Here is a 23,400-nt window from a genome sequence, read left to right as displayed (position 1 = left end):
CAATCACCCTAATACCCCTGATACATTCCATCAATCGGCCTGGCGACGCAGGAATGCCGGGATGTCCAGATAGTCCAGATCATCCTGCGGATTCATCTTCGCCGCGGTCGCAGCACTGGCCTGAGCCTGGTTGCGCATCACGGTTGGACGGTCCAGATCGCGGTAGTTCACCGACGGCATTTCCTGACGCGAAGGTGCTGGCGATTGAGCGGCCATGGAGGTATGAACGGTATTGTCGATGACCTTTACAGGCTTCTCGATTTTAGCACCCAGACCTGTGGCAACCACAGTCACGTGCAGCTCGTCGCGCATGTCGGGATCGATAACAGTACCGACCTTGACCATTGCATGCTCGGAAGCGAAGGCTTCAATGATGCTACCAACGTCCGAGTACTCACCCAGAGACAGGTCGGGACCGGCGGTGATGTTTACCAGGATGCCGCGTGCACCTTGCAGGTTCACGTCTTCGAGCAACGGGTTGCGGATCGCCGCTTCAGTCGCTTCACGTGCACGGTTCGGACCGCTGGCGCAGCCAGTGCCCATCATCGCCATGCCCATTTCGCTCATCACGGTACGCACGTCGGCAAAGTCGACGTTGATCATGCCTGGGCGCTTGATGATGTCGGAGATACCGCGAACGGCACCGGCCAGTACATCGTCAGCCTTGGCGAAAGCCGACAGAAGGCTCGCGTCTTTACCGAGGATTGTCAGCAGTTTCTCGTTGGGAATGGTGATCAACGAGTCGACGCTTTCCGACAGCAGGCGGATGCCTTCATCGGCGATCTGCATGCGCTTGCGACCTTCGAACGGGAACGGACGCGTCACCACCGCAACGGTGAGGATGCCCATTTCCTTGGCCACTTCGGCGATGATCGGCGCAGCACCGGTACCAGTACCGCCACCCATGCCCGTGGTGATGAACACCATGTTAGTGCCCTGCAGCACTTCGGCAATACGCTCACGGTCTTCCAGAGCGGCCTGACGGCCCACTTCCGGATTGGCGCCAGCGCCCAGACCTTTGGTCACGCCGGTGCCCAGTTGCAGGATGGTCCGCGCGCCGATGCTCTTCAGCGCCTGGGCATCAGTGTTGGCGCAAATGAATTCAACGCCTTCAATGTTGCTCTTGACCATGTGATTGACAGCGTTGCCGCCGCCTCCGCCAACACCGATAACTTTAATAACCGGGCTTGCGGGGATGTTGTCTACGAGTTCGAACATTTTCCCTCTCCTTTCATTTCTCTAGTTTTTTCGCCTACTGCTGCCACTTTGAAACTGTCTTGCTGTAAATCTTTAGAAGTTGCCCTGAACCCAGCTTCTGAGACGATCGAAAAGAGGCGTCTTGGCCTCGTCACTGCTGTAGCTGTCTCGGTTGCTGCTGATCCCGGAGAAGGACACGCCATCGGACTGTTTTTGCAGCCCGTACATCAGCAAGCCCACACCGGTGGAATAAATCGGGTTGCGCACGACATCGTCGAGGCCTTTGACGCCATGGGGTACGCCAAGGCGGACCGGCATGTGGAAAATCTCTTCGGCAAGCTCCACCGCGCCTTCCATCTTCGAAGTACCGCCGGTCAGCACGATGCCGGCCGGAATCAGGTCTTCATAACCGCTGCGACGCAGTTCGGCCTGGATCAGCGTGAACAGCTCGTCGTAACGCGGCTCGACCACTTCAGCCAGGGCCTGACGGGACAGCTCGCGCGGCGGACGATCACCGACGCTTGGGACCTTGATGGTTTCACCGGCACCGGCCAGTTTGGCCAGGGCGCAGGCGTAGCGAATCTTGATTTCTTCGGCGTACTGGGTCGGAGTGCGCAACGCCATGGCGATGTCGTTGGTCACTTGATCGCCTGCAATCGGGATCACCGCCGTATGGCGAATCGCGCCTTCGGTGAAGATCGCGATATCAGTGGTGCCACCACCGATGTCCACCAGGCACACGCCAAGCTCTTTCTCGTCATCGGTCAGCACCGAGTAAGCAGAGGCCAACTGCTCGAGAATGATGTCGTCGATTTCCAGACCGCAGCGACGCACGCACTTTTCAATGTTCTGTGCCGCATTCACGGCGCAGGTGACCACGTGGACCTTGGCTTCCAGACGTACGCCGGACATGCCCAGAGGCTCACGCACGCCTTCCTGGTTATCGATTACGTAATCCTGCGGCAAGGTGTGCAAGACACGCTGGTCCGCAGGGATCGCCACAGCCTGGGCCGCGTCGAGTACCCGCTCCAGATCCGCCGAGCTGACTTCGCGATCACGAATCGCCACGATGCCGTGGGAGTTCAGGCTGCGAATGTGATTGCCCGCCACACCGACGAACGCCGAGTGAATGCGGCACCCGGCCATCAATTGCGCTTCTTCGATAGCGCGCTGGATCGACTGCACGGTGGATTCGATATTCACCACCACGCCCTTCTTCAGGCCACGGGATGGATGAGTGCCGATACCGACGATTTCCAGCGTGCCATCGGCCGCGACCTCGCCCACCAGTGCCACCACCTTGGAAGTGCCGATATCAAGACCGACGATCATTTTGCCGCTTTGCACATTAGCCATTGGTCCTGCCTCTTCTTAATTCTTCGCGACGGCGGGTTGGGCCGTCGTGGGCGCTACAGGTTCCCGCCAGCCGACGGCCAGGCCGTTGGCATAGCGCAGATCGATGCGCGCAATGTTCGTAATCTGTTCTTTCAGCGTTTTTTCATAAATGGCGATAAAGCGGCGCATCTTCTCGACCAGATGATCACGACCGAGCAACAGTTCGATCCCCGGACCGGCGCTGCCGGCACCGGTGGTCAGGAACCAGCTGCCACGTTCACGCAGCTCCAGACGGGCAATCGAAAAACCCATCGGCCGAAGCATCTGGCTCAACACCTGGTACTGCTGCATCACCTGCTGTTGAGCGCGCTGCGGGCCGAACAGCTGTGGCAGGTGTTCGTAGTTCGCCAGCTCACGCGGGGTGAACGCCTCGCCCTGGTTGTTCAACAGTGCTTCGTCGCCCCAACGGGCCACGGGCAGTTGTTCTTCCAGGCGAATCACCACCTGATCAGGCCAGACGCGACGCACTTCGGCGTGGGCAATCCAGGGCATCGTCTCAAGCTCGGTACGCATGCTGGCCAGGTCAATGGTGAAGAAGCTCGAGGCCACGTAAGGGGCGATTCGCTGCTGCACGGCTTGCTGGCTGATGTAACTCAAATCACCCTGGACGTTGATCTTGGTGATTGGCCGGTCGGCATAAGGCAGCAAACGCTGCGCGCCTTCGTAGGTACCGAAGCCCAGAGCCACCAACAGCACCGGCCAGAACAGGCTTTTCAGAAAGCCGAAATTGGCTTTCGGCAGGCGCACCGACATCGGCTCTTTGGCCACCATACGGCTGGCACCACGCGGCACCGGCTTACGGCCAGGAGCGGGTTGCGGATGACGTAGCTGGTGGCCTTGCATGGTCTTAACCTCGCGGCTCTTTGTTACCGGCAGCGTTACTGGCAACACTTGCAGCCAGAATCGCCAACACCAACTGCTGGAAATCCAGGCCGGCAGCACGGGCTGCCATTGGGACCAGACTGTGGTCGGTCATACCCGGTGCGGTGTTGACTTCCAGAAACCAGAACTGCCCTTCGGCGTCCTGCATCACGTCAGCCCGTCCCCAACCGGCAATACCCAACGCCTCACAGGCTTTTGCCGTGAGGTCCATGAGTTCTTGCTCTTTTGCGCTATCGAGGCCGCACGGGATCCGGTACTGGGTATCGCAAGCCACATACTTGGCGTCGTAGTCGTAGAAACTGTGGGTCGTGCCCAGGGCGATCGGTGGCAACACCTGGTCACGCAGGGTGGCGATGGTGAACTCCGGACCTTGAATCCATTGCTCGACCAACACTTGCGAATCGTAGGTACTGGCCGCTTTCCAGGCGTCGATCAACTCGGGCGTGGAATTCACTTTGGCCATACCGATACTTGAACCTTCATGGGCCGGTTTGACGATCAAAGGGAAGCCCAGTTCCGTCGCCGCCAAAATACAGTCGGCTTCGCTGCTCAGTACCGCGTGACGCGGCGTAGGAATACCCAGGCTGTGCCAGACCTGCTTGGTCCGCAGCTTGTCCATGGCCAGCGCCGAGGCGAGGATGCCGCTGCCGGTGTAAGGAATGCCCAGGCATTCGAGCAGGCCCTGCATACTGCCGTCTTCACCGCCACGACCGTGGAGAATGATGAAGGCGCGGTCGATTTTCTCGCTCAGCAAACGTTGCAGAAAATCATCACCGACATCGATGCCGAAGGCGTTCACACCCGCGCTTTGCAATGCATCGAGAACGGCGTTGCCGGATTTGAGCGAAACCTCGCGTTCGGCGCTTTTGCCACCGAACAGCACGGCAACGCGGCCGAAGTCTTTCGGATCGATCGTCGAGAACAGGTTAGCGTAGGCAGCAGTCATTTCAACTTCCCCTGACCGGCAGCGGCAACGGCACCCGCAAACAGCGGACTGATCAATAGTTTTGGTGCGAGACCACCGATATCACCGGCGCCCTGGCAGAGCAGAATGTCGCCGGCACGCAGCAGCGGCTTGACCAGCGGTGCCAGTTCGACGCCACGCTCGATGTAGATCGGGTCGAGCTGACCGCGTTGACGAATGCTGTGGCACAGCTGACGACTGTCGGCACCTGGAATCGGTTCTTCACCGGCCGGGTAAACTTCCATCAACAGCAACACATTGGCATCAGCCAGCACCTGCACGAAATCGTCATACAGGTCACGAGTGCGACTGAAACGGTGCGGCTGGTAAACCATCACCAGACGCCGATCCGGCCAGCCACCGCGCACGGCTTTGATCACTGCGGCCACTTCGGTCGGGTGGTGACCGTAGTCGTCAACCAGCATCACGCTGCCGCCTTCCACCGGCAGCTCGCCGTACACCTGGAAGCGTCGGCCCACACCCTGGAAGCCCGACAGGCCCTGAACGATGGCTTCATCGCTGATGCCCTCGTCGGTGGCGATACAGATGGTTGCCAGGGCGTTCAATACGTTGTGGTTACCCGGCATGTTCACCGAGACATCCAGCGGCTCGCGGTCACGACGCAGCACGGTGAAGAAGGTCTGCATGCCTTGCTGGCGAACATTGATCGCGCGCACGTCGGCTTCTTCGCTGAAGCCGTAGGTGACCGTCGGGCGTTTGACCTGCGGCAGGATCTCGCGCACGACAGGATCGTCCAGGCAGACCACAGCCAAACCGTAGAACGGCAGGTTGTGCAGGAACTCGACGAAGGTTTTCTTCAGTTTGTTGAAGTCACCGTCATAGGTCGCCATGTGATCGGCGTCGATATTGGTGACGACCGCTACCAGTGGCTGCAGGTGCAGGAAGCTGGCATCGCTTTCATCAGCTTCGGCGATCAGATAACGGCTGGTGCCCAGCTGTGCATTGGTGCCTGCTGCATTCAGCCGGCCACCGATGACGAAGGTAGGGTCCAGACCACCGGCCGCGAACACCGAGGCGATCAGGCTGGTCGTGGTGGTTTTGCCGTGAGTACCGGCAACGGCGATGCCGTGGCGATAACGCATCAGCTCGGCGAGCATTTCGGCGCGCGGCACTACCGGAATCCGGCGCTCCAGAGCAGTGGCGACTTCCGGGTTGGAAGTGTTCACGGCGCTTGAAACCACCAGGACATCGGCGTTCGCCGCGTTCTCGGCGCGGTGGCCGATATAGATGTGCGCACCGAAAGACTCGAGACGCTCGGTCACCGGCGAAGCTTTCAGGTCGGAGCCGGAAACTTCATAGCCCAGGTTCAACAACACTTCGGCAATCCCGCACATACCGACGCCACCGATACCGACGAAGTGGATACGACGGATACGGCGCATTTCCGGTTGAGGCATGGCTTTCTGATTCTCAACCACGGGCCACCTCCAGGCAGATATCGACCACGCTACGGGTGGCATCGGGTTTGGCCAGGCGACGGGCAGCGCTCGCCATGCTATTGAGTCGTTCCGGTTGCATCAAAACCTCTGTCAGGCGAGCAGCCAGATCGGCTGCGCCAGTCGTTCTTTGCGGCATCAGGAAGGCAGCGCCTTCACGAGCCAAATAATCGGCATTGCGGGTCTGGTGATCGTCGATTGCGTGGGGCAAAGGCACCAGCAACGAGGGCAGACCGGCGGCAGCCAGTTCACTGACGGTCAGCGCGCCTGCGCGACAAACCACCAGGTCGGCCCAGCCATAGGCTTGGGCCATGTCTTTGATGAAGGGTTGCACTTGCGCATTGACGCCAACGGCGCGATAGCGCTCGGCGGTCACTTCATCATGATTTTTTCCAGCCTGATGAAACACTTCCGGGCGCAGCTCGACAGAGACTTGCGCCAGGGCTTCAGGCAACAGTTTGTTCAGCGGCTCAGCCCCCAGGCTTCCGCCCAGGATCAGCAAACGCGCCTTGCGTCCAGCTAAAGCCTGGCGCGGTGTTTCGAGGAACAGCTCGGTACGCACCGGGTTACCGGTGGTCCGGCGGCTGTTCGATGCCCCGAAGGTATCCGGGAAAGCTTCGCAGACTCGGGCAGCCAGCGGCACCAGCAGCCGATTGGCGGTACCAGCGACGGCATTTTGTTCGTGAACGATTACTGGCACGCCAGCCAGTTTGGCCGCAACGCCACCGGGACCGGTGACATAACCGCCAAACCCCAGGACACAGACCGGCTGCAACTGACGAATGATCTTGCGCGCCTGCCAGATCGCCTTGAGCAGTACGAACGGCGCCTTGAGCAAGGACAATTTACTTTTGCCGCGCAGGCCGCTGACATTGATCAGATGCAGGGCAAGACCAGCGTTTGGCACCAGCTCGTTCTCGATCCCGCGTGGCGTGCCCAGCCAGTGCACGGTATAGCCGCGCGTCTGGAATTCACGGGCACAGGCCAGCGCCGGGAACACGTGCCCGCCTGTACCGCCAGCCATGATTAGCACATTAGCGCCCATGAGTCGGCTCCTCAGCGAAGTCGCTCTCGTTGAACTCCATCTCCTCACTGCCCAAATGAGTTCTACTTTCCCATTCGATACGCAGCAACAAACCGAGGCAGGCGCAGCAAATAACCAGGGAACTGCCGCCATAACTGAGGAACGGCAAGGTCAGACCTTTAGTCGGCAGCAAGCCGACGTTCACACCGATGTTGATCAGGAACTGGCCGATCCACAGGAACGACAAGCCGTACGCAACATAAGCCGCAAAGAATTGCTTGGCCTTTTCTGCCCACAACCCGATGTACATGCCACGTATGCAAACGAAGACGAACAGGCCGATGGTCGCCAGCGAGCCAACCACGCCCAGCTCTTCAGCCAGGACCGAGAATACGAAGTCAGTGTGGGCTTCGGGCAGGTAGAACTGTTTCTGCACGCTGTTGCCCAGGCCGACGCCGAACCATTCACCACGCCCGAAAGCGATCAGCGCCTGAGTCAACTGGTAGCCGGAACCGAACTGGTCGGCCCACGGGTCGGTAAAGGTAATCAGACGCGCCATACGGTAGGGCTGGGCCTGAACCAGAATCGTCACCGCAGCCACCGCCAGCACCACCATCAAGGTGAAACGGAACAGCCCGACCCCCCCGAGGAACAGCATCGCCGCTGCGGCGCCCATCATCACGACGGTGGCCCCGAAGTCCGGCTCCATCAGCAGCAGACCAGCCATAGGCAGCAATACGATGAACGGCTTGAAGAAGCCCATCCAGCTTTCGCGGACTTCCTTCTGACGGCGTACCAGATAACCGGCCAGGTAGAGCACCACGAAGACTTTGGCGATCTCCGAAGGCTGGACGTTGAAGAAGCTGAAACCAATCCAGCGCATCGAGCCGTTCACCTCACGACCGATCCCGGGCAGCAGCACCATGACCAGCAAACCGAAGGCGCCGATCAGCATCAGCCAGCCCAGACGTTGCCAGGTTGCAATCGGGATCATCATGGTCACGACGCAGGCACCGAGGCCGAGGACCAGATAAACAAGGTGGCGAATCATGTGGTACAGCGTGTTGCCGGACTGTACCGCGGCGACTTCCGAGGACGCCGATGTGATCATGACCAGGCCAAGACCGAGCAGCGCCAGACAACCGGCAAGCATCGGGAAGTCGAGGTCGATACCGCGACCGGTGATGATCGGCGATGGGTACGGCTTGATGATATTCGCAAAGATCATTTCAAGCCCTCCACGGCCCGGGCGAACAAGTGCCCACGCTCCTCGTAGTTCTTGAACATGTCGAAACTGGCGCAGGCCGGAGACAGCAACACAGCGTCGCCCGGTTCGGCGACAGCCTTGCAGCGCTCAACGGCTTCAATCAGCGAATTGACGCGAATCAGCGCAACCTCGTCGCCGATCGCCTTGGCAATCAACTCCGAGTCACGGCCCATCAGCACCACGGCACGGCAGTTGGCCGCAACCGGAGCGCGCAGGTCCTTGAAATCCGCCCCCTTGCCATCGCCGCCAGCAATCAGCACCAACTTGCCGGCGATGTCTGCACCCAAGCCTTCAATGGCGGCCAAAGCGGCGCCCACGTTAGTGGCTTTGGAATCGTTGTAGTAGCTCACGCCATTCAGGTCCCGGACCCACTGGCAGCGATGCTCGAGGCCGGCGAAGGTGCGCAGGCTCGACAGCATGGCGTCGAACGGCAGCCCCACGGCATGCCCCAGGGCCAAGGCTGCCAGGGCGTTGGACTGATTGTGAGCGCCACGAATTTTCAACTCGCGAACCGGCATCAGGTTCTGGAATTCGAAGGCCAGATACTTCTCGCCGTTCTCTTCACGCAGACCGAAAGCCTTGAAGTCAGGCTGGCTCAAACCGAAGGTCCAGCACGGCAACCCCTCGCCCATCAACGGACGGGTCAAGGCATCCTGACGGTTCACCACAACCTGCCTGGCACCACGGAAGATCCGGTGTTTGGCCAGGTGATACGCCGGCAGACCGCTGTAGCGGTCCATGTGGTCTTCGCTGACGTTCAATACGGTGGCGACTTCCGCACCGAGTTGATCTGTTGTTTCAAGCTGGAAACTCGACAGCTCCAACACGTACAGCTCGACGTCGTCGCTGAGCAGGTCCAGCGCTGGTGTGCCAAGGTTGCCGCCGACCGCAACACGCTTGCCGGCCGCCGCTGCCATTTCACCCACCAGCGTGGTCACGGTGCTTTTCGCGTTGGAACCGCTGATGGCGACGATCGGCGCTTTCGCGTTACGCGCGAACAGCTCGATATCACCGGAAAGTTTCACGCCACGGGCTGCTGCCGCTTGCAGCGCCGGCGTCGCCAAGGCCAGCCCCGGGCTCACGTAGAGCTCGTCGGCACGGCACAGGAACTCAACGTCCAGCTCGCCACAACGCACGTCCACGTGCGGGTAATCACGGCGCAGCGTGACCAGCTCCGGCGGATTCTCCCGCGTATCGGCCACAGCAAACGACACCCCCCGACTCGCCAGGAAGCGAACCAGGGACATGCCGCTCTTGCCGAGGCCGACAACGATGCGGAAGTGGTCAGAAGCGATCAGAGACACTCGTTCTACCTCAGCTTCAGGGTGGCAAGGCCGACCAGGACCAGAATCACGGTGATGATCCAGAAGCGGACGATCACGCGCGGCTCGGGCCAGCCCTTGAGTTCAAAGTGGTGGTGAATCGGCGCCATGCGAAACACACGACGACCGGTCAGCTTGAAGGAAGCAACCTGAATGACGACAGACAGGGTCTCCATCACGAACACGCCGCCCATGATGAACAGGACGATTTCCTGACGGACGATGACTGCAATGGTGCCCAGCGCCGCACCCAGCGCCAGCGCACCGACGTCGCCCATGAAGACTTGTGCCGGGTAGGTGTTGAACCAGAGGAACCCAAGGCCGGCACCGATCAACGCGCCGCAGAACACAATCAGCTCACCCGCGCCCGGTACATAAGGGATCAGCAGGTATTCGGCGAACTTCACGTTACCCGAGAGGTAGCAGAAGATCCCCAGCGCGCCGCCGACCATGACGGTCGGCATGATCGCCAGGCCATCGAGACCATCGGTCAGGTTGACCGCATTACTCGAGCCGACGATGACGAAATAGGTCAGCACCACGAAGCCGACGCCCAGCGGAATGCTTACATCTTTGAGCATTGGCAGGATCAGCGTGGTTTCAACCGCGCTTGGCGCAGTCATATATAGGAAAACTGCTGCACCCAGGCCAAACACCGATTGCCAGAAATACTTCCAGCGACTTGGCAGACCACGAGAGTTCTTCTCGATCACCTTGCGGTAGTCATCGACCCAGCCAATCGCGCCGAACAGCAGTGTCACCAGCAGCACGACCCAGACGTAACGGTTATCCAGGTCAGCCCAGAGCAGTGTGCTGACAGCGATTGCGGAAAGGATCAACGCACCGCCCATGGTCGGCGTGCCCGATTTGGACAGGTGCGATTGCGGCCCGTCGTTACGCACCGACTGACCGATCTGGCGATTCTGCAAGGTGCGGATCATCCATGGCCCCAGCCACAGCGACAACGACAACGCGGTCAGCACACCGAGGATCCCGCGCAGGGTCAGGTACTGGAAGACCGCGAAGCCTTTGTAGAACTGTTGCAGATACTCAGCCAGCAGCAGCAGCATTAATGTTTCTCCCCGCTGGAACCACACAAAGCCGCGACGACGTTTTCCATCACCGCGCTGCGCGATCCCTTGATCAAAATTGTGGTGTTTGTATCGTGTTCGGCACCCAGCGCTTCGATCAGCTCGGCCTGAGTGGCGAAGTGATAAGCCTGTTGGCCAAAAGCTGCCACGGCGTGAACCATCATCGGCCCAACGGCGTAGAGCGCAGAAACCTTGCCGGCGGCATAAGCGCCAACGTCACGATGCCCCTGCTCCGCCCACGCGCCCAACTCGCCAATATCTCCGAGCACCAGAACGGTGCGTCCGGAAAAGCCGGCAAGTATATCAACGGCAGCGCACATAGAGGTGGGGTTCGCGTTGTAAGAATCATCAATCACGCGCATGCCGTTGGTCGCCAGTTGCGCGACGGCACGGCCCTTGACCGGTTGCACCGCATTCAACCCCGTGGCGATGCCGATCAGCGACACACCCAAGGCATGGGCAGCCGCTGCCGCCGCCAGGGCATTGGCAACGTTGTGGTTGCCCAGCAGGTTCAGCTGAACGTGCTCGACACCTTGCGGGCTGTGCAGCTTGAAGGACGGGCAACCGCGTGCGTCACGATCCAGATCGCTGGCATGGAAATCGGCACGGCTGTCGTTCAAGGCAAAGGTCAGCACCTGGCGACCGGCGGCACGCTTCTTCCAGATATCAAAAGCCTTGTCGTCGAGGTTCAGAACGGCGAGGCCATCGGCGTCCAGCCCTTCCAGAATCTCGCCCTTGGCTTCAATGATTTTTTCCGGCCCGCCGAATTCGCCGACGTGGGCAGTCCCGGCGTTGTTGATCACGGCCACATGCGGTTTGGTCATGCCGACGGTGTAGGCAATCTCGCCGATACGCGAAGCACCGAGTTCGATGACTGCCGCAGTGTGTTCCGCGGCCAGCTCGAGCAAGGTCAGCGGAACGCCGAGGTCATTGTTCAGGTTGCCACGGGTCGCCAGTACCGGCCCGCGCGTGCGCAGGATGCTTGCGAGCATTTCCTTGACCGTGGTTTTGCCACTGGAGCCGGTGATTGCCGCGACCGGGTTCGAATACGCAGCGCGGTTCAGCGCGCCGAGTTCGCCCAAGGCCTGACGAGTATCCTTGACCAGCAGTTGCGGCAATGTGCTGTTCGCCACTTCACGCTCGACCAGAGCTGCGACCGCGCCTTTGCTGGCAACGTCGTTCAGGTAGTCATGACCATCGAAACGCGGCCCGGTCAGGGCGACAAACAACTGGCCCGGCTTGATCGCCCGACTGTCGATGCTGACGCCATCGAAATTGCAATCGGCAGTCAGCACACGGCCGGCCAACGGGCCGGCCACTTCGCTCAACTTCAAGGCTTTAAGCATGGGCCACCTCCCATGCGGTCAAGGCGCGGTCGGCCTCCACCAGATCAGAGAAGTCATGGCGCACGCCGTTGATTTCCTGATAGTCCTCATGACCTTTACCGGCCAGGACGATCACATCGTCGGCCGAGGCACTGGCAATCAGTTGGGCAATGGCCTGGCCGCGACCGGCCACGAATGTGACTTTATCCACAGCGCTGAAACCGACGCGGATATCGTCGAAAATTCTCGAGGGAGCTTCGGTGCGCGGATTGTCGTCGGTGACCAATACACCGTCCGCCAGACGCTCGACTATTTGCGCCATCAACGGGCGCTTGCCGCGATCGCGATCACCACCGCAACCGAACAGGCACAGCAACTTGCCCTTGGCATGAGGACGCAGGGCCGTCAGAACTTTTTCCAGCGCGTCCGGGGTGTGGGCGTAATCGACCACTACCAGCGGCTGAGTGCCGCCACCCAGGCGCTGCATGCGACCGGCCGGGCCTTCGAGTTTCGGCAGCACTTGCAGGATCTCGTCCAGCGCGTAGTCCAGACCGAGCAAGGCGCCGACAGCCGCCAACACGTTGCTCAGGTTGAAACGACCGAGCAAGGTGCTGCGCAAATGGTGTTCGCCCTGAGGTGTGACCAATGTGGCGCGCACGCCTTCGTCGTCGAACTGCGCTTCACGGCAATACAGGTAAGCGCTGGAATTTTCCAGGCTGTAGCTGATCAGGCGTGACTCATGTTTTTCGGCGGCCAGTTGCCGACCAAAATCGTCGTCGAGATTGATTACCCGGCAGCTCAGATCAGCCCAGCCGAACAGCTTGGCCTTGGCGTCGGCGTAGGCATCCATGGTCCCGTGATAATCCAGGTGATCCCGGGACAGGTTGGTCATCACCGCCACATCGAACGCCAGAGCGGTGACGCGGCCTTGATCCAGACCATGGGAGGAGACTTCCATCGCCACGGCTTTCGCACCCGCCTTTTTCAGGTCCGCCAGAGTCGCCTGCACGGCAATCGGATTGGGCGTGGTGTGCAGGCCACTTTGCAGCGCGCCGTAAAAACCGGTACCCAATGTGCCGACGATGCCGCAATGCTGGCCGAGCAAGTCGAGTGCCTGCGCAACCAATTGGGTCACGCTGGTTTTACCGTTGGTACCGGTCACACCGACCAGATTCAGGTTGCGGCTCGGGTCACCATAGAAACGCCCGGCGATATCCGACAGCTGCGCCGCCAGGCCTTTGACCGGAATCAGCGGCACATCGGTAATAGGCAGAACAGTAGCGCCGTCGACTTCATAGGCCACGGCCGCCGCACCGCGCTGCAAGGCGTCGACAATGTGTGCACGGCCATCCACTTTACCGCCTGGGACCGCGAGAAACAGGTCGCCTGCGCGAACATTGCGGCTATCGAGCGTCAGCTCGCGAATCAACAGATCACGACCGGCGTGGGCAAAAATCTTGTTCAGGCTAAGAGACATTAACCGCGCCCTCCTTTAGCTGGTGCTGCATTAGCTGGTGCTGCATTCGCTTGTTGCACAGGCGGCAGGTTATCCGGTGAAATATTCATCAAGCGCAGGGTCCCGGACATCACTTTGCTGAACACCGGCGCAGAAACCAGACCACCGAAGTAACCGGCCTTGCTTGGCTCATCGATGACCACCACGATCGCGTAACGCGGGTCGCTCATCGGACCGAAGCCGGCGAACAGCGAACGGTATGAATTCTCGGCATAGCCCTTGGTGCCAACCGAAGTCTTACGTGCGGTACCACTCTTGCCGGCCACGTGATAAGCCGGCACTTGTGCGCGGAACACCCCACGCGGCGCTTCAATCACTTGCTGCAACATGCCTTGCATGGTTTTGGCGACTTTCTCCGGAATCACCTGGGTTGTTTCTGGAGCCTTGTCAGTCTTGATCAGGGTCAGCGGTGCAATCCGGCCGTTGTTGGCCAACGCCGAGAAAGCGTGAACCAGCTGGATCGCAGTCACCGACAAGCCGTAGCCGTAGGACAACGTGGCCGTCTCGGCCTTTTTCCAATCCCGATAGTTCGGCAGGTTGCCGACACGCTCTCCCGGAAACCCCAGACCGGTGTCCTGACCGAGGCCGACCTTCTGCATCAGGCGGAAAATCGCTTCACCACCAATATCGAAGGCAACCTTGCTCATGCCCACGTTACTGGAGTTGATCAGAATGCCGGTCAGATCGAGTACCGGCCCTTCAGTCTTGGAAACATCGCGAATGGTGTACTTGCCAAGCTGCAACGTACCTGGGTAGACCTCAACCGTATCGCTGGGTTTCCAGCGCCCGGTTTCCAGGGCTGCACTCATGGAGATCGGCTTCATGGTCGACCCCGGTTCGAACACATCGATCATGGCGCGGTTACGCATCATGATCGGTTGCAGGTTGCGACGATTGTTCGGGTTGTAAGTGGGCTGGTTGACCATGGCCAGGATCTCGCCGGACTTCACATCCATGATCACCAGGCTTCCGGCCTTGGCTCCGTTTTCCACAATGGCATTACGCAGTTCGCGGTTGGCCAGATATTGCAGGCGCAAGTCAATCGACAACGCCAAGGGCTTACCAGCCTTGGCGTTTTTGGTGACCTGGACATCCTGGATCAGTCTGCCGCGCCGGTCCTTGATGACCTGGCGCTTGCCCGCCACACCGGCCAGCCACTCATCATAAGCCAGCTCGACACCTTCGCGGCCGTGGTCATCAATGTCGGTAAAGCCGACCATGTGCGCGGTGACCTCACCGGCCGGGTAGAAACGCCGGAACTCTTCGATGCCATAAACACCAGGCACTTTCAAATCAAGCACGGCCTGACCCTGCTCGGGGGTCAAACCACGCACCAGATAGATAAATTCTTTATTGGCCTGCGCCTCGAGGCGTTCGCTCAGCGCTTTGGGATCCTGCCCCATCGCAGCCGCCAATTCTGGCCACTTGTCCTTGGCCAGTTGCATTTCCTTGGCGTTGGCCCACAGGGTGGTCACCGGCGTACTGACAGCCAGAGGTTCACCGTTACGGTCGGTAATCAGACCGCGGTGGGCTGGAATCGGAATATGACGAACGCTGCGCGCATCCCCCTGCCCCTTGAGGAAGTCACGGTCAACGACTTGCAGGTCAATGATGCGCCAGGCAATCGCCGACACCATCACTGCCAGCAAACCCAGCACCACGCGGAAGCGCCATGGATAAAGGGCGCCTTCGAGTTTCATCATGGCGCCACCATACGGACTTCAGCCGCGCCAGGAATTCGCATCTTCAGCTGTTCGGAGGCCAGCACTTCGATCCGGCTGTGGGCGGTCCAGGTGCTCTGCTCAAGAATCAACCGGCCCCACTCGGCTTGCGCCTTGTCGCGCACGCTCAACTCGTTGTAGAGGGCGTTGAGCAGTTGACGGTTCCAGTGGGCGCTGTAAGACACCGCAATCGCGGACACCAACACGCCTATAAACAGCAGCAGCATGAAAAAGCTTCCGCCTGGAAGCGGTTTGGCGAAGAGCTTGCTCACCGAAGCTTCTCCGCGACGCGCATGACAGCGCTACGAGCGCGTGGGTTGGCCTTGAGCTCGGCCTCGGAAGCGAACTGCGCCTTGCCATGGATCTTGATTTTTGGCACGAAGGTTTCGAAACGCACCGGCAGGTTACGCGGCAGGTTATCGGCTTCGCCCTTGACCAGACGACGCATGAACAGTTTGACGATGCGGTCTTCCAGCGAGTGGAAGCTGATAACGACCAGACGGCCGCCCACTTCAAGGGCTTCCAGCGCGGCTTCAAGGCCGGTTTCCAGATCGCCCAACTCGTTATTGACGTGAATGCGCAAACCCTGGAACGCCCGGGTAGCCGGGTGCTTGCCCTTTTCCCAGGCCGGATTGGCGACTTTCAGGACTTCGGCCAGATCGCCGGTACGCTCGAACGGCTTGATTACACGACGCTCGACGACCGCGCGGGCCATGCGCCCGGAGAAACGTTCTTCACCATATTCCTTGAACACCCGGGCGATTTCTTCCGCCGCGGCCGTGGCGATAAACTCGGCTGCGCTGACACCGCGACTCGGGTCCATGCGCATGTCCAGCGGGCCATCGTTCATGAAGCTGAAGCCACGCTCTGGATCATCGAGTTGTGGCGAGGAAACGCCCAGGTCGAGCAGAACGCCGTTGATCTTGCCGGCCAGACCGCGATCGGCAATTTCCGACCCCATCTCGGCAAAGCTGCGCTGCACAATGACAAAGCGGCCGTCTTCGGCCGCCAGCGCTTGCCCTGTGGCAATCGCTTGAGGATCTTTGTCGAATCCCAGCACTCGACCATCGGGGCCGAGCTGGCTGAGTATCAGGCGACTATGCCCGCCGCGCCCGAACGTGCCGTCCAGATAGCAGCCATCAGGACGTACGGCGAGAGCCTCGACGGCTTCGTCAAGCAGTACGGTGATGTGGTTAAAGCCGCTATCAATAGTCACAGGATCAAATCACGCAGTTCATCAGGCATGGCGCCCGGTTGTTGAATGGCAGCCAGGTCCGCAGCAGAAACGGCGTCCCAGGCATCCTCGTCCCACAATTGGAACTTGTTCAGTTGGCCAACCAGCATTGCGCGCTTATCCAACCTGGCATATTCGCGCAAACGTGGCGGAACCAGAAAACGACCACTGCCATCGAGCTCGAGGTCGACGGCATTACCGATCAGCAAACGTTGCAAGCGACGGTTTTCTTCGCGCAGCGAAGGCAGTGCGCGCAGTTTGGTTTCAATCAGCTCCCACTCATCGAGGGGATAAACGCATAAACAAGGATCAACGGCATCGATGGTGACGATTAATTGCCCGGAACTTCGCGAAACGAGCTCGTCACGATACCGGCTCGGCATGGCGAGACGGCCTTTTGCATCGAGACTGATAGCGTTGGCTCCGCGAAACACGTCAGCGTTTCTCCAAATATTAGCGTTTTGCGCTCAAAAAACCCACTTCATGCCACTTTCCGCCACTTGCGCACACTATAGGAATGCGCCCACCACACCGTCAAGGCGCGGAGTGACGGAAAAGCCTTACAGATCGGAGATTTAGGAGACTAAAGGGAGGGGTAGAAAGAATTTGGCGGATGTTTTAACTCGTTAACTTCAACCTGCTCATAAAGCTACGATCAGAAGTTAAAGTGATTTGTTAAGAGTAAGATTTTTTTGGTATTACAAAAGCGCTTCTGCTATGGATCCAAGCAGGGAGGGAAAAAGGTGGAGAGTCGATCTGTAAGCCGGGTTCTGTCGAGGACAGTCATTCGTCTACGATGGCCATCACTGGACATCTTTAGCAACCTACCCGGTTCCAGCGCGGGCCACGCCTTGGAACCCTATTTGGTCTTGCTCCGAGTGGGGTTTACCTAGCCACGAACTGTTGCCAGTCGTGCGGTGCGCTCTTACCGCACCTTTTCACCCTTACCGGCACCGAAGTGCTTAGGCGGTTATTTTCTGTGGCACTTTCCGTAGGCTCACGCCTCCCAGGCATTACCTGGCACTCCGCCCTATGGAGCCCGGACTTTCCTCCCCCCCCTAATTTTCATAGAGGGCAGCGACTGTCCAATCGACTCTCCGTCGCAAAGATTAACGGCAGAACCGCTCAAGAACAAGCGCTAAAAGCCTTTTGCCACTCCGCGACCTGCGACCTACTCGCCTTTCTGCTTGTCCAGGGCAACCTGATACAAGACATTTTTGCGCTCGCCGGTAATTTCCGCCGCCAATGCCGCAGCTCGTTTGAGCGGCATCTCTTTTAGCAACAAATCGAGAATGCGCATCGCCTCGCCGCTGACCGCCTCGTCGCTTACCGGCGTGGACCACCCCTCCACCAGCACAACGCACTCACCGCGCTGCTGATTGCTGTCGCCTTCGACAAAAGCCCGCAAGTCCGCCAGCGGCAAACCCTTGAGTGTTTCGAAGGTTTTGGTCAACTCCCGAGCCAGCAACGCCAGACGCCCAGCGCCAAATACCAGCTCCATATCCTGCAGGCACTCAAGAATCCGGTGCGGGGCTTCGTAGAAAATCAGTGTGCGCGGCTCTTCCTTCAAGAGCTCCAGGCGAGCGCGACGCCCCACAGCCTTGGCCGGCAGAAAACCCTCAAAGATAAAACGATCAGAGGGTAAACCTGCCGCAGACAAGGCGGCGATCAGCGCGCAGGCGCCCGGCACAGGCACCACATTGATACCGGCAGCCCGGGCTTGACGAACCAGATGGTAGCCGGGATCGGAAATCAGCGGCGTACCCGCGTCGGAAATCAGCGCCACGTTGTCGCCGGCCAGTAATCGAGTAATGAAACGACTGCCTTCGTCGCGTTCATTGTGCTCATGACACGCCGCCAGCGGTGTCGAAATACCGAAGTGCTGCATCAGCCGCAAGGAATGACGCGTGTCTTCGGCGGCAATCAATGCCACCTCGCGCAATATTTTCAGCGCCCGCGCACTGATGTCGTCCAGGTTGCCGATGGGCGTCGCCACCACATAAAGCGAGCCAGCAGCGGAATTCAAAGCACCTGGAGCAGTCAAAGCGCACACCTCTTGATCGGTAAAAGCGCCATTGTAGCCTGTTGAGGCCTTCGCAATGCGCTCCACAGACACCTTGTAGACCTGCGTTTTTCAGTCTTTCCCGAAGTCCTGCAACATTTACACGACCTAATTTAACGGTTTAACGCCAGTAACATCGCGCCCCGGCCAGTGCTTGGGTACAATTCCACGCTAATTTGATCGAGTATCAGGAACACTTACATGATCGCTTGCCTGCGGCTGTTCTCTGCCCTCTGCCTCGCTGCCCTGCTGGCGGCTTGCGCCAGCTCGCCCTCGTCCAGCCTTGGCGAACTTCCACGAACTCCGGAAGCCAGTATCGAGCAGTTGCTCGAACAGGCCGCCGCCAACAAAACGCCCGAGAAAGCCGCCTTGCTGCGCTTGAGCGCGGCGGACCTGGCCTATCACCAAAACAAGGCCGGTCAGGCTGCGCAGATTCTTGCGCAAGTCCCGCTGGAACAACTCAAGCCTGGTCAACAGGTTTTCGCCAGCACCCTGGCGGCCGAACTGGCCATGACCCGCAACCAGCCCAAGGCGGCGCTGACAGCTTTGGGCCACCCAAGTCTGCAGCGTCTGGGCGAGTTGCCGGTCGAGCAACAGATCCGCACCGACAGCGTACACGTTCTCGCGCTTGAGGCTGATGGTCAGACCCTGGCCGCCGCGCGGGAACGCACCCTCATCGCCCCGTTGCTCAGCGGCGATGCCGCCAGTAAAAACCACGAAACGATCTGGGCCCTGATTGCCGCCCTGCCTGCCGAACAATTGCAACCCACCAGCAATGACGATCTCGGTGGCTGGATGAGCCTGGCCCTGGCAGTGAAAAACGCCGGCACTCTGGAACAACAACAAGCCGCCATCGATAAATGGCGCGCGCAGCACCCTAATCACCCTGCCGCCATTCAACTGCCACTGCCATTGACCAAGCTCAAGGAACTGGTCAGCCAACCACTGAGCAAAATCGCCCTGCTGTTGCCACAGGACGGCCCGCTGGCCTCGGTCGGCAAAGCTCTGCGCGAAGGCTTCGTGGCTGCTCACTACCAGGCCCAACAAGCCGGGCAGAAACCGCCAAGCATCGAGTTTTATGACAGTTCGCGCCTGACCTCGCTGGACGATTTCTATCGCAAGGCGCAGGCCGATGGCGTGCAACTGGTGATCGGCCCGCTGGAAAAACCGCTGGTCAAACAACTCAGCGCTCGTGCGCAACTGCCGATCACCACTCTGGCTCTGAACTACAGCGAAAGCGAACAAGGACCGGCACAGCTGTTCCAGTTCGGCCTTGCCGCCGAAGATGAAGCCCGCGAAGTGTCTCGCCGCGCCCGCGCCGATGGCCTGCATCGCGCTGCCGCCATGGTGCCGAAAGGTGAATGGGGTGATCGCGTACTCAAAGCCTTCCGCCAGGATTGGGAAGCCAACGGCGGTACCGTGATCGGCGTCGAACACGTCGACCAGCCGGTTGCTCTGGCCCAGCAGATTGCCGACCTGTTCCAGCTGCGTCAGAGTGAAGGTCGCGCCAAGAGCCTGCAAAACACTGTAGGTTCGCAGGTGACCGCACAACCTTCGCGTCGCCAGGACATCGATTTCATTTTCCTCGCCACTACCCCGCAGCAAGCCCAACAGATCAAGCCGACCCTGAACTTCCAGTACGCAGGTGATGTGCCGGTTTACGCCACCTCGCACGTATTCAGCGCCAGCGGCGATCAAAACCAGTACAACGACATGAATGGTGTGCGCTTCTGCGAAACACCATGGCTGCTGGATGCCAACGATCCACTGCGCAAGCAAGTGACTGCACAATGGCCACAAGCCGGCGGCAGCCTGGGTCGCCTGTACGCAATGGGCGTCGATGCCTATCGCCTTGCGCCGCGCCTGGGTCAGCTCAAGTCACTGCCAGACAGCCGCATTGAAGGGCTGTCAGGGAGCCTGAGCATGAGCCGGACACAACGCGTCCAGCGCCAGCTGCCCTGGGCCCAGTTCGTCAGCGGCCAGGTTCAACGCCTGCCGGATACCCCACACTGATGCCTGACAGGTCACGCCAACAAAGCGGAAAAGATGCGGAAAGCCAGGCGCTCAAGCATCTCCAGCAACAAGGTCTGCGCCTGCTGGCGCAGAACTGGTTGTGCAAACGCGGCGAGCTTGATCTGGTCATGCTTGACGGCGATACAGTAGTATTCGTTGAAGTCCGTTATAGACAACACACGCAATGGGGTGGCGCACTCGGCAGCATCGATGCACGCAAGCGCCAGAAGCTGATACTCGCCGCGCAGTATTTTTTGCTGCGCGAGTCGCGCTGGGCCAATCACCCCTGCCGTTTCGATGTGGTCGCAATAGACAGCACCACCGGCGCAGCACCTCATTTGAACTGGCTACGGAATGCCTTTGACAGCTGATCGAAGCGCTCAAGCCGAGCCGAACACTTTCACTGAACAATTTTGCTCTTTGCTTTGCGGGCTGCACATTCATGTGCCGGAAAGCCGCGCTACTTAAGGTCACACAGATGGACATGCAATCCCGTATTCGCCAGCTTTTTCAGGCCAGTATCGATACCAAGCAACAGGCGATGGACGTACTTGCACCGCACATCGAGCAAGCCAGCCAGGTGATGGTCAACGCCCTGCTCAACGAAGGCAAAATGCTCTCGTGCGGAAACGGCGGCTCTGCGGGCGACGCACAGCATTTCTCCTCCGAACTGCTCAACCGCTTCGAGCGCGAGCGCCCAAGCCTGCCAGCCATCGCACTGACCACCGACAGCTCGACGATCACCTCGATCGCCAACGACTATAGCTACAACGAAGTATTCTCAAAACAGATCCGCGCCCTCGGCCAACCTGGCGATGTTTTGCTGGCGATTTCTACCAGCGGCAACTCGGCGAACATTATTCAAGCGATCCAGGCCGCACACGATCGCGAAATGATTGTCGTAGCATTGACGGGACGCGATGGCGGCGGCATGGCCTCGCTGCTCTTGCCTGAAGACGTCGAAATCCGCGTACCGGCCAATGTCACTGCACGTATTCAGGAAGTCCACCTGCTGGCGATCCACTGCCTTTGCGACTTGATCGACAGCCAACTGTTCGGGAGTGAAGAATGACCCCTAATCGCCTCGGCCTACTGGCCTTGACTCTATGCCTGAGCATCAGCGGCTGCACCACGATGGTTAGCGCCAGCCGCGAAAAACCCATTGAAGATGATCGCGGCACCCGCACCATCGGCAGCAAGATCGACGATTCCTTGATCGAAACCAAGGTCGGCGTGAACGTCGCCAAGGCCAATCCGGACCTGGACAACAACTCACACATCGTCGTCACCAGTTTCAACGGCGTCGTCCTGCTGGCCGGACAGACTCCGCGCGCCGACCTCAAGGCCCAGGCCGAACAAGCCGCCAGCTCTGTCCAGCGTGTGAAGACAGTGCACAACGAGCTGCAAATTCTGCAGCCCTCCTCGCTCCTGGCGCGCCAGAACGACACCTGGCTGACGACCAAGATCAAGACCCAGATGCTTACCGACGCCAGCATTCCTGGCTCGCGCATCAAAGTCGTGACCGAGAATGGCATCGTCTATCTGCTGGGACTGGTAACCAAACAGGAAGCCGCCCAGGCCACCAACCTGGTGCAGGGCGTTTCCGGCGTGCAGAAGATCGTGAAGTTGTTCGAGTACATCGACTGATATCTGCGCACCGACTTGCTGGCGATGACGTCCTTGAGATCGCCATCGCCCTGTAGGAGCACGGCTTGCCGGCGATAGCGCCCTGAAGATCGCCATCGCCGGCAAGCCGTGCTCCTACAGTAATAAAAAAGGCGATCCTTGCGGATCGCCTTTTTTATTACTTGACCACTTTCAGGCTTGGCCGACCGCTTGGACGCGGTGGCTCGCTGTCAGGTGGCGAACCGTCATCATCCGGCCCAACCTCGTCATCGTCCTCTATAGACGATTCCAGATCGAAGACCATGCCTTGGCCGTTCTCGCGAGCATAAATGCCCAGGATGGCGGCTATAGGCACGTAAAGCGTGTGCGGCACACCGCCGAAACGCCCTTCGAAGCTGACCGCATCGTTATCCATGTGCAAATGCCTCACAGCACTGGGCGATACGTTCAGGACAATCTGTCCGTCACTGGCAAAGCCCTGAGGCACCTGCACTGACGGGTACTCGGAATTGACCAGTATGTGCGGGGTGCAATCGTTGTCCACAATCCACTCATAGAGCGCGCGGACCAAATAAGGTCGACTGGAGTTCATAGCGGCTCCTTAAGCCTTAGCGCATATCGCGTTCGACACCAGACAGACTCGCCTGGAAAGCCTCACGCGCAAACTGACGCTCCATATAGTCAAGCAGCGGCTTGGCTGGCCGCGGCAATTCAATACCTAGAATCGGTAAACGCCAGAGTATTGGCAATAGGCAGCAATCGACCAGACTTTGTTCCTCACTGAGGAAAAACGGCTTGTCGGCGAACAGTGGCGAAACACCGGTGAGGCTTTCGCGCAACTCTTTACGCGCCTGTACGCGAGCGGCTTCTTTACTGCGCGGATCCAGAATCAGATCCACCAGCCCACACCAATCGCGCTGAATACGATGAATCAGCAAACGGCTATTGGCACGTGCCACCGGATAAACCGGCAGCAATGGCGGATGTGGATAACGCTCATCCAGATACTCCATCACCACGGTTGACTCCCACAACGCCAGATCGCGATCGACCAGGGTGGGCAAGCTGCCGTAAGGGTTCACCTCGATCAGCTTTGGCGGATGACGTCCCGCCTCTACAGAAATGATCTCGGCGCTGACACCCTTCTCTGCGAGCACGATGCGTACCCGGTGGGAATAGTGGTCGGCGGGGTCGGAGTAACAGGCCAACCGATTGGTCACGCCCATGGCGGTCCTCCTCGCTTGTAGAAATTATCGGGAGCAGAAAAACGAGCGCGCCCAAAGGGCGCCTCCCGTAACGCCTGG

At 59.4% G+C, this 23,400-nt stretch carries 22 protein-coding genes and 1 other RNA gene; 4 read left to right on the top strand and 19 right to left on the bottom strand.

Annotated elements, in window-relative coordinates; all coding sequences use genetic code 11:
• Positions 1 to 30 precede the first annotated feature (30 nt).
• The 17 genes from ftsZ to rsmI form a co-directional block, all read right to left on the bottom strand.
• Complete coding sequence (gene ftsZ / locus AC07UI_RS07420) at positions 31 to 1,218, bottom strand: cell division protein FtsZ (protein WP_489073363.1); 1,188 nt, start codon at positions 1,216 to 1,218, stop codon at positions 31 to 33.
• Positions 1,219 to 1,290: 72 nt separating this feature from the next.
• Positions 1,291 to 2,553 (bottom strand): cell division protein FtsA, encoded by a 1,263-nt coding sequence (ftsA, locus tag AC07UI_RS07415; protein ID WP_489376406.1) that lies wholly within the window; start codon positions 2,551 to 2,553, stop codon positions 1,291 to 1,293.
• A 15-nt stretch (positions 2,554 to 2,568) separates the two neighbouring features.
• Positions 2,569 to 3,435 (bottom strand): cell division protein FtsQ/DivIB, encoded by an 867-nt coding sequence (locus AC07UI_RS07410; RefSeq protein WP_494991869.1) that lies wholly within the window; start codon positions 3,433 to 3,435, stop codon positions 2,569 to 2,571.
• Between the two features lie 4 nt (positions 3,436 to 3,439).
• Complete coding sequence (locus AC07UI_RS07405; protein ID WP_494991868.1) at positions 3,440 to 4,420, bottom strand: D-alanine--D-alanine ligase; 981 nt, start codon at positions 4,418 to 4,420, stop codon at positions 3,440 to 3,442.
• Positions 4,417 to 5,856 carry a UDP-N-acetylmuramate--L-alanine ligase gene (gene murC / locus AC07UI_RS07400; protein WP_494992140.1) on the bottom strand — a complete coding sequence of 480 codons (1,440 nt, stop codon included), beginning with the start codon at positions 5,854 to 5,856 and terminating at the stop codon, positions 4,417 to 4,419. The genes AC07UI_RS07405 and murC overlap by 4 nt, the downstream gene beginning before the upstream one ends.
• A gap of 13 nt (positions 5,857 to 5,869) precedes the next feature.
• Positions 5,870 to 6,940, bottom strand: a complete 1,071-nt coding sequence (gene murG / locus AC07UI_RS07395; RefSeq protein WP_494991867.1) for an undecaprenyldiphospho-muramoylpentapeptide beta-N-acetylglucosaminyltransferase — start codon at positions 6,938 to 6,940, stop codon at positions 5,870 to 5,872.
• The gene (gene ftsW / locus AC07UI_RS07390; RefSeq protein WP_494991866.1) at positions 6,930 to 8,147 is read right to left on the bottom strand and encodes a putative lipid II flippase FtsW; all 1,218 of its coding nucleotides are present in this window, start codon (positions 8,145 to 8,147) and stop codon (positions 6,930 to 6,932) included. The genes murG and ftsW overlap by 11 nt, the downstream gene beginning before the upstream one ends.
• A complete protein-coding gene (gene murD / locus AC07UI_RS07385) occupies positions 8,144 to 9,490 on the bottom strand; it encodes a UDP-N-acetylmuramoyl-L-alanine--D-glutamate ligase (protein WP_494991865.1) in 1,347 nt (448 codons plus the stop codon). Before murD ends, ftsW begins: the two co-directional genes overlap by 4 nt.
• A gap of 5 nt (positions 9,491 to 9,495) precedes the next feature.
• Positions 9,496 to 10,578, bottom strand: a complete 1,083-nt coding sequence (gene mraY / locus AC07UI_RS07380; protein WP_494991864.1) for a phospho-N-acetylmuramoyl-pentapeptide-transferase — start codon at positions 10,576 to 10,578, stop codon at positions 9,496 to 9,498.
• Positions 10,578 to 11,945, bottom strand: coding sequence for a UDP-N-acetylmuramoyl-tripeptide--D-alanyl-D-alanine ligase (locus AC07UI_RS07375; protein ID WP_494991863.1), 1,368 nt, complete (start codon positions 11,943 to 11,945; stop codon positions 10,578 to 10,580). The genes mraY and AC07UI_RS07375 overlap by 1 nt, the downstream gene beginning before the upstream one ends.
• Entirely contained in the window at positions 11,938 to 13,401 is a 1,464-nt protein-coding gene (locus AC07UI_RS07370) for a UDP-N-acetylmuramoyl-L-alanyl-D-glutamate--2,6-diaminopimelate ligase (RefSeq protein ID WP_494991862.1), read from the bottom strand. Before AC07UI_RS07370 ends, AC07UI_RS07375 begins: the two co-directional genes overlap by 8 nt.
• Complete coding sequence (locus tag AC07UI_RS07365) at positions 13,401 to 15,140, bottom strand: peptidoglycan D,D-transpeptidase FtsI family protein (RefSeq protein ID WP_494992139.1); 1,740 nt, start codon at positions 15,138 to 15,140, stop codon at positions 13,401 to 13,403. The genes AC07UI_RS07370 and AC07UI_RS07365 overlap by 1 nt, the downstream gene beginning before the upstream one ends.
• Positions 15,140 to 15,433 carry a cell division protein FtsL gene (ftsL, locus tag AC07UI_RS07360; protein ID WP_494991861.1) on the bottom strand — a complete coding sequence of 98 codons (294 nt, stop codon included), beginning with the start codon at positions 15,431 to 15,433 and terminating at the stop codon, positions 15,140 to 15,142. Before ftsL ends, AC07UI_RS07365 begins: the two co-directional genes overlap by 1 nt.
• Entirely contained in the window at positions 15,430 to 16,377 is a 948-nt protein-coding gene (gene rsmH / locus AC07UI_RS07355; protein WP_494991860.1) for a 16S rRNA (cytosine(1402)-N(4))-methyltransferase RsmH, read from the bottom strand. The genes ftsL and rsmH overlap by 4 nt, the downstream gene beginning before the upstream one ends.
• Complete coding sequence (gene mraZ / locus AC07UI_RS07350) at positions 16,374 to 16,829, bottom strand: division/cell wall cluster transcriptional repressor MraZ (RefSeq protein WP_493136269.1); 456 nt, start codon at positions 16,827 to 16,829, stop codon at positions 16,374 to 16,376. Before mraZ ends, rsmH begins: the two co-directional genes overlap by 4 nt.
• A gap of 309 nt (positions 16,830 to 17,138) precedes the next feature.
• Positions 17,139 to 17,492, bottom strand: an RNA gene (gene rnpB / locus AC07UI_RS07345) — RNase P RNA component class A.
• Positions 17,493 to 17,566: 74 nt separating this feature from the next.
• Positions 17,567 to 18,439: a 16S rRNA (cytidine(1402)-2'-O)-methyltransferase gene (rsmI, locus tag AC07UI_RS07340; protein WP_494991859.1), complete on the bottom strand. Its 873-nt coding sequence runs from the start codon at positions 18,437 to 18,439 to the stop codon at positions 17,567 to 17,569.
• A 219-nt stretch (positions 18,440 to 18,658) separates the two neighbouring features.
• Here rsmI and AC07UI_RS07335 point away from each other — a divergent pair, with 219 nt between their 5' ends.
• From AC07UI_RS07335 to AC07UI_RS07320, 4 genes are all read left to right on the top strand, one after another.
• The gene (locus tag AC07UI_RS07335; RefSeq protein WP_494991858.1) at positions 18,659 to 20,470 is read left to right on the top strand and encodes a penicillin-binding protein activator; all 1,812 of its coding nucleotides are present in this window, start codon (positions 18,659 to 18,661) and stop codon (positions 20,468 to 20,470) included.
• Entirely contained in the window at positions 20,470 to 20,841 is a 372-nt protein-coding gene (locus AC07UI_RS07330; protein ID WP_494991857.1) for a YraN family protein, read from the top strand. Before AC07UI_RS07335 ends, AC07UI_RS07330 begins: the two co-directional genes overlap by 1 nt.
• Before the next feature lie 107 nt (positions 20,842 to 20,948).
• Positions 20,949 to 21,542: a phosphoheptose isomerase gene (locus tag AC07UI_RS07325; RefSeq protein ID WP_007928463.1), complete on the top strand. Its 594-nt coding sequence runs from the start codon at positions 20,949 to 20,951 to the stop codon at positions 21,540 to 21,542.
• Positions 21,539 to 22,117, top strand: coding sequence for a BON domain-containing protein (locus AC07UI_RS07320; RefSeq protein ID WP_494991856.1), 579 nt, complete (start codon positions 21,539 to 21,541; stop codon positions 22,115 to 22,117). Before AC07UI_RS07325 ends, AC07UI_RS07320 begins: the two co-directional genes overlap by 4 nt.
• A 157-nt stretch (positions 22,118 to 22,274) precedes the next feature.
• On the opposite strand, the gene AC07UI_RS07315 is transcribed toward AC07UI_RS07320, so the two are convergent.
• Both AC07UI_RS07315 and AC07UI_RS07310 read right to left on the bottom strand, forming a co-directional pair.
• Positions 22,275 to 22,688 (bottom strand): ClpXP protease specificity-enhancing factor, encoded by a 414-nt coding sequence (locus AC07UI_RS07315; RefSeq protein ID WP_494991855.1) that lies wholly within the window; start codon positions 22,686 to 22,688, stop codon positions 22,275 to 22,277.
• Between the two features lie 16 nt (positions 22,689 to 22,704).
• Entirely contained in the window at positions 22,705 to 23,322 is a 618-nt protein-coding gene (locus AC07UI_RS07310; RefSeq protein ID WP_494991854.1) for a glutathione S-transferase N-terminal domain-containing protein, read from the bottom strand.
• Positions 23,323 to 23,400 lie beyond the last annotated feature (78 nt).

This window comes from Pseudomonas sp. GW821-FHT04C07 (assembly GCF_059420325.1).
The sequence above is the reverse complement of the archived record's forward strand: the minus strand, read 5'-3'. Positions and strand labels throughout refer to the sequence as shown.